Origin of the sequence: Helicobacter salomonis (assembly GCF_017979425.1) — a bacterium.
In the GTDB taxonomy this organism is placed as follows: Bacteria; Campylobacterota; Campylobacteria; order Campylobacterales; family Helicobacteraceae; genus Helicobacter; species Helicobacter salomonis.
In genome coordinates this window covers 24,484-36,914 of sequence record NZ_JAERIS010000013.1, presented here as the reverse complement: position 1 = coordinate 36,914, position 12,431 = coordinate 24,484, and the positions used below count along the sequence as shown (strand labels likewise).

Below are 12,431 nucleotides of genomic sequence, written 5' to 3'. Positions count from 1 at the left end.
GTGCTGGCTTGTTGGAGAGAAAAACTCAAGTGGTTAAAACTAGCTTTCATCAAAAGCGATGCTTTTGTTCCTAGCTCCTATGCTCTAAAGCCCGCAAGTTTAAAGTTATGGAGATAGTTAGCTGCATGTGGCAAATTTGTGTTATAAACATAAAAGGCGCTATGCGTAAGAGTTGGAGCATCGACTCTTGGCGTAGGCCTTTTAGCAGATGGATTTTGAGATGACACAATCTTTAAAGGGGTGTGTTAACAAGAATTGATGTGGGCGTTCGCGTCCATTTTTGGAACAAGGAAAACCCATGAAAAATACATTATTCAGTCCATGGAATATTAAAGGTTTAGAATTAAAAAACCGGGTAGTGATGGCGCCGATGGATCAATACAGCGCAGAAAATGGTTACACAAACACATGGCACACACATCACTACACAGCCCGAGCGATTGGGCAAGTCGGACTGATTATTTTGGAAGTAGCAGCTGTGAGTGCAGAGGCTAGAATCGATACACGAGATTTAGGCATCTACAAAGAGGGGCATGTGGAGGGTTTGGCCAAAATTGTTGCAGAATGCCATAAATACGACTCTAAAGTGGCCTTGCAAATTGGCCATGCCGGACGCAAGGGCATGCCAAATACCCCCCTTTTAGCCCCCTCAAGTCTGCCCTTTAGCACAGAAGGTCCCACACCTGAGGAAATGGATCAAGCAGACATTGCACGCGTGATTTTGGACTTTAAACAGGCTGCCATGAGGGCTAAACAAGCAGGCTTTGACGCGCTTGAGATCCATGCCGCACATGGGTATCTACTTAGCAGTTTTTTATCCCCTTTGAGTAACCAAAGGGACGATATTTATGGCAAACAACGGGCCTTGTTATTGCAAGAAATCTTAGAGGCTATTAAGACAGCTACAGATTTGCCCCTGTTGTTGCGTATTTCGGCTACAGACCACCATCCACAGGGTAATACTCCTGAGAAAATGGTAACTCTGCTTGAGCCGCTTAATCTCTTATATGATGCCTTGGATGTGAGTAGCGGAGGTGTGGTGAAAGGACAGCAAATTAAGCCCTATCCGGGTTACCAAATCCCCCATGCAATGTTTTTGAAAGAAGCGCTTAATAAGCCTACAATAGGGGGAGGCATGATCGATAGCCCACACATGGCGCAAAAAATCATCTCTAATGGGTGTGTGGATGCAATCTTTCTAGGTCGTGCCTTATTGCAAAATCCCTTTTGGTGTCTGAATGCAGCCCATACATTAGGGCAAGAAATTAAAATCCCTGAACCCTATACCCGCATGTTTTACTAACTATCTAATTGAGCTTGTAGATGATTTGAGGTTTTTTTAGGTGCACTTTGAACCGCAAGGGACTATAGATTTATGCGATCAACTTTCCATATTATCTGAGAGCCTCCAAAATTGGGAACACCAATCTTTGACACGCTCCCCATAACTAGAAGCTAGGGGATCGCTCCCCATGGGATCGTGGTATCTCAAAACCTACCTTCCAAGAAGTCTTATGGTTTTTACTCTAGGGGCTGATGCCCCAACTAAGAGGTAAAAAGTGGGATTTCTGCCAAGAATGATTAGGGAATATTTTAGTGCGCTTGAGCGCGTTTAAAATTCTCAACCAAATGCTCGTAAGGTTTAAAATTCTGGGGGATCAGGTCTTGGGAGAGTTTTTGCATGCTTTTGGCGTAGACCTTGGATAGGACTCGATTCACATTTTCCTCAAACTTCTCACCCCGTATAACTGTGGTTTGACTTATGGGCATAAAGCCACCCGAACTGGTGCGCTGTCGACTCACACGCACATGGGCTTTAACCTTGAAATCGGGCAACTCTATACTGGCCATGTGAAAAGCACTACCGCTTTTAGGTTCAATGAGCTTAAGGCGCAAGAAGCCTGCTGATAGATCTGTGACATCCTCTTCGATACCCTGGTTATTGCCAGAGAGCTTCATGTCTGTATCTTCCAAAATATTCACAAACGCACCCACATTGACCACTGCAAAAACATCCGCCTTCTGTGTTGCATTCAGGTCACTTAAAGATGCCCTGATAACCGAGAAACCCCGTTTTTCTAACATCTCAGTGAGCTGCTTTTGTAGAGATGTCTTGAATTTATCTCGCAAAACACTGGGCACATTTTCACTGAAGTTGAGCGCAAGAGGTGCTAGGGCTAAAGTATAGTGGTTTTTTGGCTGCGCATCCTCGTGCAAATCATAGGTATAAACACCCTCAACATGGCGTGTCTCCTTGTTGGCTGCCTGTGCGACTGCAGAGATTCCTAAAAGCGAACACAACACAATCTTTTTGTACATATGAATCCTTTTTTTAAAAAATTTTTCTATGCTAGCTTAAAATGGTTAATACCATGATTAGCGCTTTTTTAAGAAGCGCATCGCTAACTTAAGCATGCGCATCACCAAGTTAAATTTTTTGCGGCTGTCCCAAAAAGATGCGCCCCTTCTACGCCTGGCCATCAGCAAGAATAAGTGGTTTCAAATTCAAAGGGGTGGGGTTTGCTCTCCCAAGGGAAGACTTCAGATTTGAATTTGAAACTCTGGTAAGCTTGGATAAATTCCTCGCTAAAAACCGAACCCTTTTTCAAGTAGTCCTTATGGGCTAACATTTCCTCTAGGGCACTGCGCAAGGTATGAGGTAGCTGTTTAATGCCCTGATCTCTGATCTCATCCAAGGTGAGTTTGAAAAGGTTCATGTCCATCGGGGCACCTGGATCGCTTTTAGTATACACCCCATCTAAGCCAGCCATCAAGATTGCCGCAAAGGCCAAATAGGGGTTAGAAGAATTATCCGGAAAGCGCAATTCAAAACGGGTTGCCTTGCCACTCACCCCATAGGGAATGCGCACACTTGCGCTGCGATTTTGTGCTGAATAGGTCAGAATTGAGGGGGCTTCATACCCGGGGATCAAGCGTTTGTAAGAATTACTAGAGGCGTTAGTGAAGGCAGCTAAACTCCTAGCGTGTTTCAACACCCCACCTAAAAAATACAATGCCATTTGGCTGAGATTCTTATAAACATCTCCACAAAAGAGGTTTTCACCCCCTTTCCAAACGCTCACATGGGTGTGCATTCCACTCCCATTATCCCCATAAAGGGGCTTGGGCATGAAAGTGGCGGTTTTGCCATTGAGATGGGCAACCATTTTCACCACATACTTGAGCTTTTGGACATTGTCAGCGGCCTCTACCAGAGTACCAAAACGCACCCCGATCTCCCCTTGTGCCTGGGCTAACTCGTGATGCACCACATAGGTTTCTAGTCCTACCTGATTTAACACCTTGACAATCTCGGCGCGCAAGTCCATCATGGTGTCTGTGGGAGGGGTTGGCAAATACCCACCCTTACGCCCAGTGCGATGCCCAAAATTCACCCCGCCCTCAAAGCTGCGATCGCGATTCCACTCTCCCTCTTCACTATCAATCTCGTAGTATTGGCAATTCACATCCCCTTTCATCTTGATAGAATCAAAGATGAAAAACTCATTCTCAGCCCCAAAGTAAACCATGTCCCCTAGTCCACTCTCTTGCAGGTGTTTTAAGGCGCGCTTGGCAATTACCCTAGGGCATTTTTCGTATTCTTGTTGCTTGTAAATGTCCCACACATCGCAAAACACCACTACGGTGATGTCCGCACTGAAGGGGTCAATGAAGTAACGCACCAAATCAGGCTGTAAAATCATGTCCGATTTGTCAATGCTCTGCCATGCCTTAAAGCAACTCGCATCAAAGGGGATACCATGTTGCAATAAATCCTGATCCACACTGGAAAAAGAATACCCGATGTGATTCCAAGTGCCTTTTACATCAGTAAACCTAAAATCCACAAATTCCACTTCTTTCTCTTTGCAAAAATCCAGGAATTTTTGCACATCTGCATCGCTGTTATGAAGTTCCATTGACCACCTTGTATTTTTTTGCGCATTGTAACATAAAAGACTAAAATCAAGCGTGCGCGGGGGGACTTTCTGCCAAGGGTGGGTTAATCACGCCACGCCATGCACGATAACAAATGCGCACGCTTGCCACTAACACCATCAGCGCGACCACCATGAAAAAAATACACAGGACTGCATCAATGCTGTGGTTAGCGATGGATTGCTTGAGCAGATCAATTTGCTTGGGGTCATTAGTGTGAGCGAGTTTTTCTAAGAGAATCTGGGCAGTGGCAACGTGGGATACATGGTTTAACACGCTATCACTCCCCCTAGGCAGCACCTTTAATATCCCACTATAAAAGGTGATCCCTAAAATTAAGACCGCAGGGATTGCCGTTACCAGCGCGTATTTAAAGCGTTGCATTTTAAAGAGAATGGTTGTGCCCAGCAAAAGTGCCATGCCAGCTAGCATTTGGTTGCTCACTCCAAAAAGGGGCCAGAGCGTGTAAATGCCTCCCTTTGGGTCAATGGTGGCTTGGTGCACAAAATGCCCCCAAAGAGCTACACATAGCAGAGTGGCAAAAATCCCCGCGCCATAGGATTGTGTATTGCCCAGAGGCTTGTAGAGATTACCTAAAATGTCTTGGATCATGAAGCGAGCCGTGCGTGTGCCCGCATCCACAGCTGTGAGAATAAACAAGGCTTCAAAGAGAATAGCAAAGTGATACCAAAAAGCCATCACACTGGGATCACCCAGGAGTTGGTAAACCACCATGCTCAGTCCAATAGCAAAAGTGGGCGCGCCCCCCGTGCGACTCAAAATAGTTTGTTCGCCGATGTTTTTGGTGATACTCTCTATCTCTTCCTTACTAATGGAGAAACCCCAAGAGCTGATCACCTTGGCCGCTTCTGTGATGTCGCTCCCAATTGTGCTTTGGGGCGCGTTGATGGCAAAATATAGCCCAGGGTGCAAGATGGCAGCCATGAGTAAGGCCATGATGGCCACCGCGGATTCCATCACCATAGAACCATAGCCTACAAGACGCGCATGACTCTCCTTGGCAATCATCTTAGGGGTGGTGCCTGAAGCGATCAGGGCGTGAAAACCACTAATCGTCCCACAAGCAATGGTGATAAAGAGAAAAGGAAAAAGCGCGCCAGCAAACACCGGTCCGCTTCCATCGACAAAATGCGTTAATTTGGGGATTTGCAAGGGCGGAGCGACAAAGATAATCGCCAAAGCCAACACCAAAATCACGCCAATTTTTAAAAAGGTGCTCAAATAATCCCTAGGAGCTAGCAAGAACCACACGGGCAAAATGGAAGCGATGAACCCATAAGCGATAATGAGCCATGCTAGCGTGCCCTCTGAGAGAGTGAAGTAAGAAGCTAACAGAGGATCATTGGCCACGATTTTGCCATAATAAATCGCCAAGAGTAAGAGCGCAAAACCTAGTAAAGAGCTCTCTAGCACTTTCGCTCTGAAAAAGCGCATGTAAAGTCCCATGAAAATGGCGATGGGAATGGTGCAGGCGATCGTAAAAAGCCCCCATGGGGAGTGGGCTAGGGCCTTGACCACCACCATCGCTAAAATTGCAATGATGATGATCATGATCCCTAAAATCCCCAACATCGCAAACCAGCCTACCAACGCTCCCATCTCTTCCTTGACCATCTCACCTAGAGATTTTCCATTGCGGCGCATTGAGACAAATAACACCACAAAATCGTGCACACAGCCCCCCAGCACGCTCCCAATTAAAATCCAGAGAACCGAGGGCAAATACCCCATTTGGGCGGCTAAAATAGGCCCCACTAAGGGCCCTGCCCCCGCAATGGCTGCAAAATGATGTCCAAAGGTGATAGCTTTATTGGTAGGAACATAATCGCGTCCATCATTGCGGATGCAGGCAGGAGTTAGGCGCGTATCATCTAAACATAACACTCTATAAGCGACAAAATGGCTGTAAAAACGATAACCTAAAGAATAGATACAAATAGCAGCACACACCAGCCAAAGCGTGTTAATGCTTTCGCCCTTGTGTAAGGCCAACACCCCCAAGCATACTGCACCCACGATGGCTACAAGACCCCAACCCAAATTACCCAACGCTTTCTTCATGCAACTCCCTTATTTGTTACCATGCGCACTATAAGACGCTGTGTTAGCGTCAACCTCTAATGCCCGCCATGGGGATTACCAACTCTAAAAAAGAGGAAAAGCCAGAGTGACTAGCAACCAAATTTTGAGATAGCACAACCCTCTTGGGAAGTATGCCAAAAGTTTACGCCTCTTTGGACTTATATGAGGTAGAGGAGGTATGTATGAGTTTCTAATCATCAAAGACTCGCTCATTGAGTTTTGAGGTAATGTAGGAGCTATCTTGTCACAAAAACTTCTACCATAAGGCCTTAGCGATACTGGCATAGCCAAAGCTACGGATGTAAATAATATTATGCTTATTAACACAGAAAGTGTTGGGAGATAGAGGCACAGCACCGTGGCATTCCACGAAAGTGAAGTTGTAAATATCCTGGTCATCTGCTCGAATATGCACCTGCTCGCCAGAGGCATTGTTCACGCGCGCTATATAGATTTTATGTGGGAAAATCGTAGGGGAACGAATATCCGCAGAGGTACTCACTGCAGCGTAGAGCGAGGAAAACAAGCCTCCCAAAACGCCTAGATATTGGTTGGAAATGGCCTCTAACCCTACTTTTAAGACTGTGGAAGTGATTGCACGGGTAATGATGTAGGGCAGTTGTTTTTTAAATTCATTCCCAATTAATCCGTCTAAGAGAACTAGCTCTTCAAAATTGCGCTGTTGGTGCGCTGTGCTCAAACTGAAATTGCTGTGAAAGTCCGTGCCATCTACCAGCTGGGGTAGAGCTAAACTTGCCGTGTAAATCCCTTCAGGAATGGGAATAGGGAGGGTAATCTTAAACTCCTGCTTGGTGGCTTGTTTGCCATCTTCAATGAAAATCCATGTGAATTTTTGTTCAGAAGGGTGCTGAAAAAATAGCAAATCTTCACCGATGCTGATAGCATGGCTGATGCCATACGCCTCCTTGAGATAGTCTACCCCTTTAGCGCGCTCACTATTTAGGGCAAAAAACAATCCCGAGAGATAAGAAACGGCTGGGTTAATTAAATCACTATAAGCGGCAAAGCGGTCCAAATTAGAATAGTTTTCACTCAGCACTTCTTGGACTTTCGATTCGGAATCCTGTGCACTCAGTCTGGCAGACCCCTTTTCGCGCATCTTCTCGATGGCTTTTTGGATTTGTTTGTAGTAAAATTCCTTGGCGCGCCGCTGCCTATCGTTGGCGCGGTTAAACTCCACGCGTGCATTTGCTGGATCGCCTATGAGCATGTAGTCCATGGCTTTATAATAATTCATGAGCACACTCTCATAGATACTGCCTATATAAGTCTTGACATTGTCATTGACCAGCACCGCACCTACATTGCTCATAGATTTGTTGAATAAATTAATGTGGTGATTATACAGGGTTTCTGCCGCATCGAGCGCACTGATGGAATCCTTATACTGTCCCAACATCAATGCACTCATGCCCCTTTGTAAATCCCAAAGCGAACCATCTTTATGATCTTTAGTGCTCATTTGTGTGGAAAAGAGATAAGCATTTTGCATGCCAAGAGGAGAATAATATGCACGATCAAAACGAGCGAATTCTGAACGATGCCCTGTGCAGCCCGCAAAGAATAATACAATCAAGATTGCATAACAATAACGCCACATTTTCACATGCTCTCCTTAGATCCTATTCTATCAGATTTATCAGAGCATAAGCAATATTGTGCTAGAATCGGGCTTGCCTTTTTTCAGACCTATGCAATAGAGTGTTAAGTCAACGCTTCAGGGTGGAAACACAGCAGAGCAGCTTGGCATTTTGTGTGCCTTAGCCATCTGGGGAAAGGCGATCTTCATTGAGAATGACACATGCGTTTAATTTTCATGGGAACTTCCCCCTTTGCCCGAATTGTCCTGGATTATCTCTTAGATCACTTTGACATCGTTGCCCTTTTTACACAACCTAGCAAACCTTTTGGGCGCACCCAAAAACTCAAGCACTCTGCCACCAAAGAGTTCTTGCAACGCACCCATCCGCATATTCCCATTTTCGAACCAATCAAGTTAGATACTTCTACGATTGAGACAATAGCTGCCCTTAAACCTGATGCGATCGTCGTGGTCGCTTATGGCAAAATTCTCCCCCAAACTCTGCTGGACATTGCGCCTTGTTTGAACTTGCATGGCTCGATTTTGCCCCAATTCAGAGGAGCATCACCCATCCAGGAAATGATTTTAAAAGATGTGCCAGAATTTGGAGTGAGCGTGATTGCCATGAACGCACAGATGGACGCAGGGGATATTTTGGGTACTGCACGCATGCCCAAAGAACGCTATCTAAGTGCGCCAGAGTTGAGCGCGCTTTTGGCTCCCCTGGGGGCTCAATTACTCAGCGATATTTTGAAACAACCCTTTAACCCCATCGCTCAAGATCATGCTCAAGCAAGTTATTGTGCCAAAATTCTCAAGCAGGACGGATTAGTTGCATTTCACAATGCTAAAGAAGTGTTTTTAAAAGCCCTAGCCTATGACCCTTGGCCTGGGGTGTTTTTGGCAAGTGGACTCAAACTCTTTGGCGTAGAATTGCTGGATGAGCAGAGCGTGCATGAACTAGGAAGCCTTTTAGGTTTCGATCAAGAAAGTGTGCTGGTGGGTTGTGCTCGGGGAATCCTTAAAATTGCACACCTGCAAGCCCCCGGCAAGCAGAGAATCTGTGCTAAAAGCTATGTGAGTGGTAAACGCCTCAAACTGGGAAGTGTATTAACATAATGCGGATTTTGTCATTTGAGCATCTGCCTTCCACACAGGTTTACCTAGCCGAACAGATCAGGCAGAACACGATTGCGTTACCCATATGTGTGGTTGCCAAAGTGCAGAGTGCAGGAGTGGGGAGTCGCGGTTGCGCGTGGGAGCAGGTAGAGGAGGGCTTGACTTTTTCCTTTGCAATGAAAATACGAACTCTGCCTCACGATGTGCCCAAACAGAGTTGGAGCGTGTATTTTGGTTTTCTTTTCAAAGAAAGTTTGGACAATGCACGGGTATGGCTCAAGTGGCCCAATGATCTCTATCTTGGAGGTGATAAAATCGGGGGAGTGATGAGTCAAATGATGCGCGATACTCTGATCTGTGGGATTGGCCTTAATCTTAGGGCAGAACGCTATGGTGCACTGGGGATCGTGGATAAAGACGCGTTATTACAGAGATTTTTGGCACGCGTTCAAGAGCGCATTGGGTGGTCAGAAGTGTTAGAGGCTTATCGCCTAGAATTTAAGGCACACCATCATGGCTTCTTCCACCATGGGGGACTCAAAGTTCCTTTGCGTGATGCTGTGATTTTGGAAGATGGAGGTTTGCAGATTGGAGAGCAGGTCTATTACGGGGCTAGGTGATTTAAGCAAAGCTTTGTTAGAATCGCCCCTTTAGGCAAGGATCAAGCGTGGATATTTCGATTAACCTATATTTGATGTTGGTAGTGTTTGTGACTTTTGTGTTGCTCATGTGGTTCTCTCATGTGTGGATTTACAAGCCCATGTTGACTAACATGGACACACGAGAGGGCTCTATGGGACAGGATGGGGCTTTCATCGAAAAAACTACCCAGGAGATCGCGCACTTAAAGCAAGAGGCTGATCGTTTACTCAGAGAGGCGCGACTCCAAGCCAATACGATTCTCCAAGATAGCTTACAAAAAGCCAGGGAGGATTATGAAAATGTGCTCGCCCAAAAGGAGAGCGATCTGCAGAAAGAACTAGAGATTTTTATGCAAGGTCTAAAGGAAAGTAAAAGTGAATTGCAATTACAATTAAACCAGAATTTGCCCGCCTTGGAGATGTCTTTGCGACAGAAAATATCTCAAATGTAGGAACAAAACTTGGTACAGCGTGCGTTACTCGGATTCTTATTGTGTGGGGGGGCGTTTTTGTGGGGTGCTGGAGGGCATGATATCTCTCAGACAGATATTGTCTTGAGGGTTGTGAACTTTGTCCTATTTGTGGCTTTGGTTTGGTATTTCATTAGTGGGAGCTTGAAACGCATGCTGGAGCAGAGGCGTGCTAAAATTGCGAGCAAGTTGAGTGCCCTGCAAGAACAACGCCAAACCATCAAGGAGGAAAAGGAGCGCGCGCTTAAGACCTTGGAGCGAGCCAAGCAAGAGGCTAATCAGATCATTTCTGGCGCCAAACAAGAAGCCTTCTTGTTGGAGCAGAGATACGAACAGCAAGCTAAGAATGTTATTGAAAAACTGATCAAAGACAATCAGAGTACGAGAGATAAAGAGATGTTAAAAATCCAACAAGAGGTCGTTGCGGAACTCTTGGATACTCTCTTCAAAACTGAGCAAGCTGGTTTCGACGCTTCCACTTATGTACACTTACTCCAAGATAAGGTGGCGGGATGAGTCTTGTGGCAAAGAAGTATGCTCGGGCACTTAGGGAGAGTTTTGGCGATGATTTACAAAGGGCCATGGAGGCCTTGGAGCGTGTCTGTGTACTTTATACATCTCCAGACTTTATAGAATTCTTGCAATCTCCCTATTACTCGCGTGTTGTTAAACAAAAATTCTTGAGCGATGCTTTAAAAGATGAGGATACGCGCTTACAGCACCTGCTAGAAGTCATGGGTGATCATAGGCGTTTGCTGTGCTTGCCAGAAATTTACCATGAGTTATGTGCATGGGTACAAAAGCAGAAAAATGCCTACAAAGGTTACCTTTACTGCAATCAAGAAATAGGGGATTTGCGCGCGCTCGAGACACAGGTTGCCAAGCGTCTGGGGATTACTTTGAGTTTGGAGAGCGTGTGGACAGAACATGAGGGCATTCGCCTTGAAATCCCCGATTTAGGTGTGGAAGTGGCTTTTTACAAAGAGCATTTCTTCCGTCAGCTCAAGTACTTCATCATGGAAGCGGTTTAAATTTCACAAGGAGAGTAGGTGTTAAAACTAAAAGCCGAAGAGATCAGCGCGATTATCAAAGAGAGAATTGAGAGCTTTGCCCCTGACATCAATATTACCCAAGTAGGTAAGGTGATTGCTTATGCCGATGGGGTTGCTAAAGTATATGGACTTAAAGATGTGATGTCTTATGAGGTCGTAGAGTTTGACACGGGCGATCGTGGACTAGCCTCTAACCTAGAAGAGGGTAGTATCGGGGTGATTGTCCTGGGAAGTGGGAAAGATATTAAAGAAGGCACAAGTGTTAAACGCACTAAGCAGTTGATGAAAGTGCCTGTAGGCGATGCGGTAGTAGGACGCGTGATCAATACCTTGGGCGAACCCATTGATGGCAAAGGACCTATTGGCGCAGAGGAATTTAGATTTGTAGAGCAAAAAGCCCCCGGAATCATGGATCGTAAATCCGTGCATGAGCCATTGCAAACAGGTATTAAAGCCATTGATGCGCTTGTGCCCATCGGGCGCGGGCAGCGTGAGCTCATCATTGGGGACAAACAAACAGGTAAAACCACTGTTGCCATCGATACCATTATCAATCAAAAAGATCAGAATGTGATCTGTATTTATGTTGCCATTGGGCAAAAGGAATCCACGGTAGCTCAGGTGGTGCGCAAATTAGAGGAATACGGCGCGATGGAGTATAGCGTGGTGGTGAATGCCCCTGCTTCGGCTTCTCCTGCTATGCAGTATCTAGCCCCCTATGCTGGAGTCACCATTGGGGAGTATTTCAGGGATCATGGCAGACATGCCTTGATTATTTACGATGATCTGAGCAAACACGCTGTGGCGTATCGTGAGATTTCTCTGATCTTGCGCCGCCCTCCTGGGCGCGAAGCCTTCCCTGGAGATGTGTTCTACATTCACTCTAGGTTGTTAGAGCGTGCGGCTAAAATGAGCGATGAAAAGGGTGCGGGCTCTCTGACTGCTTTGCCGATTATTGAAACCCAAGCAGGCGATGTATCTGCCTATATCCCCACTAATGTAATTTCAATCACAGACGGACAGATTTTCTTGGAAACCGATCTATTCTATTCGGGTATCCGCCCGGCGATCAATGTGGGTCTGTCCGTTTCTAGGGTAGGCGGGGCAGCCCAAATCAAAGGCACTAAACAGGTGGCGGGCACTTTGCGCTTGGATTTAGCGCAATACCGCGAATTACAAGCTTTTGCCCAGTTCGCCTCCGATCTTGATGAGGCTAGCCGCAAGCAGCTCGATCGCGGACAGCGTATGGTGGAAGTGCTCAAACAACCCCCCTATTCTCCCCTGCCCATTGAAAAGCAAATTGTGATGATTTATGCGGGTGTAAAGGGGTTTTTAGACGATGTGCCAACTAATAAAGTGGTTGCTTTCGAGGAAAGGCTTTATCCCTTTTTGGAATCCAAATACCCCAATGTCTTAGAGGATATCCGCACTAAAAAGGCCTTAGATAAGGACTTAGAAGCGGCACTCAAAGTGGCGATTGAAGAATTTAAACTAGGCTTCTAAG

The 12,431-nt window shown here is 45.9% G+C and carries 11 protein-coding genes and 1 other RNA gene; 8 read left to right on the top strand and 4 right to left on the bottom strand.

The features are described from left to right. The first annotated feature begins 298 nt into the window (after window positions 1-298). Window positions 299-1,303, top strand: a complete 1,005-nt coding sequence (locus KCO92_RS04195) for an oxidoreductase (RefSeq protein WP_104696068.1) — start codon at window positions 299-301, stop codon at window positions 1,301-1,303. 290 nt (window positions 1,304-1,593) lie between these two features. Here the strand turns inward: KCO92_RS04195 and KCO92_RS04190 are convergent, their stop codons facing one another. The 4 genes from KCO92_RS04190 to KCO92_RS04175 form a co-directional block, all read right to left on the bottom strand. Continuing rightward, a complete protein-coding gene (locus tag KCO92_RS04190; protein ID WP_104696069.1) occupies window positions 1,594-2,319 on the bottom strand; it encodes an HpaA family protein in 726 nt (241 codons plus the stop codon). 161 nt (window positions 2,320-2,480) lie between these two features. Beyond that, window positions 2,481-3,920: a type I glutamate--ammonia ligase gene (glnA, locus tag KCO92_RS04185; protein WP_104696070.1), complete on the bottom strand. Its 1,440-nt coding sequence runs from the start codon at window positions 3,918-3,920 to the stop codon at window positions 2,481-2,483. Between the two features lie 46 nt (window positions 3,921-3,966). After that, window positions 3,967-6,021, bottom strand: a complete 2,055-nt coding sequence (locus KCO92_RS04180) for a carbon starvation CstA family protein (RefSeq protein WP_104696071.1) — start codon at window positions 6,019-6,021, stop codon at window positions 3,967-3,969. A 277-nt stretch (window positions 6,022-6,298) separates the two neighbouring features. After that, the gene (locus KCO92_RS04175; RefSeq protein WP_104696114.1) at window positions 6,299-7,663 is read right to left on the bottom strand and encodes a COG3014 family protein; all 1,365 of its coding nucleotides are present in this window, start codon (window positions 7,661-7,663) and stop codon (window positions 6,299-6,301) included. A gap of 80 nt (window positions 7,664-7,743) precedes the next feature. Here KCO92_RS04175 and ffs point away from each other — a divergent pair. The 7 genes from ffs to atpA all read left to right on the top strand — a co-directional run bounded on the left by ffs (window position 7,744) and on the right by atpA (window position 12,430). Further along, an RNA gene (gene ffs / locus KCO92_RS07675) (signal recognition particle sRNA small type) lies at window positions 7,744-7,841 on the top strand. Window positions 7,842-7,864: 23 nt separating this feature from the next. Beyond that, complete coding sequence (gene fmt / locus KCO92_RS04170; protein ID WP_104696072.1) at window positions 7,865-8,764, top strand: methionyl-tRNA formyltransferase; 900 nt, start codon at window positions 7,865-7,867, stop codon at window positions 8,762-8,764. Then, window positions 8,764-9,384, top strand: a complete 621-nt coding sequence (locus tag KCO92_RS04165; RefSeq protein ID WP_104696073.1) for a biotin--[acetyl-CoA-carboxylase] ligase — start codon at window positions 8,764-8,766, stop codon at window positions 9,382-9,384. Before fmt ends, KCO92_RS04165 begins: the two co-directional genes overlap by 1 nt. 47 nt (window positions 9,385-9,431) lie before the next feature. Further along, entirely contained in the window at window positions 9,432-9,857 is a 426-nt protein-coding gene (locus KCO92_RS04160) for a F0F1 ATP synthase subunit B family protein (RefSeq protein WP_104696074.1), read from the top strand. A gap of 9 nt (window positions 9,858-9,866) precedes the next feature. Further along, window positions 9,867-10,391, top strand: coding sequence for a F0F1 ATP synthase subunit B family protein (locus tag KCO92_RS04155; RefSeq protein ID WP_104696075.1), 525 nt, complete (start codon window positions 9,867-9,869; stop codon window positions 10,389-10,391). Continuing rightward, a complete protein-coding gene (locus KCO92_RS04150) occupies window positions 10,388-10,906 on the top strand; it encodes a F0F1 ATP synthase subunit delta (protein WP_104696076.1) in 519 nt (172 codons plus the stop codon). The genes KCO92_RS04155 and KCO92_RS04150 overlap by 4 nt, the downstream gene beginning before the upstream one ends. Before the next feature lie 18 nt (window positions 10,907-10,924). Beyond that, entirely contained in the window at window positions 10,925-12,430 is a 1,506-nt protein-coding gene (atpA, locus tag KCO92_RS04145; RefSeq protein WP_104696077.1) for a F0F1 ATP synthase subunit alpha, read from the top strand. Window position 12,431 lies beyond the last annotated feature (1 nt).

Coding starts and splice junctions, on each gene's coding strand:
- KCO92_RS04195 (WP_104696068.1), top strand. CDS start 299: ATGAAAAATACATTATTCAGTCCATGGAATATTAAAGGTTTAGAATTA.
- KCO92_RS04190 (WP_104696069.1), bottom strand. CDS start 2,319: ATGTACAAAAAGATTGTGTTGTGTTCGCTTTTAGGAATCTCTGCAGTC.
- glnA (WP_104696070.1), bottom strand. CDS start 3,920: ATGGAACTTCATAACAGCGATGCAGATGTGCAAAAATTCCTGGATTTT.
- KCO92_RS04180 (WP_104696071.1), bottom strand. CDS start 6,021: ATGAAGAAAGCGTTGGGTAATTTGGGTTGGGGTCTTGTAGCCATCGTG.
- KCO92_RS04175 (WP_104696114.1), bottom strand. CDS start 7,663: ATGTGGCGTTATTGTTATGCAATCTTGATTGTATTATTCTTTGCGGGC.
- fmt (WP_104696072.1), top strand. CDS start 7,865: ATGCGTTTAATTTTCATGGGAACTTCCCCCTTTGCCCGAATTGTCCTG.
- KCO92_RS04165 (WP_104696073.1), top strand. CDS start 8,764: ATGCGGATTTTGTCATTTGAGCATCTGCCTTCCACACAGGTTTACCTA.
- KCO92_RS04150 (WP_104696076.1), top strand. CDS start 10,388: ATGAGTCTTGTGGCAAAGAAGTATGCTCGGGCACTTAGGGAGAGTTTT.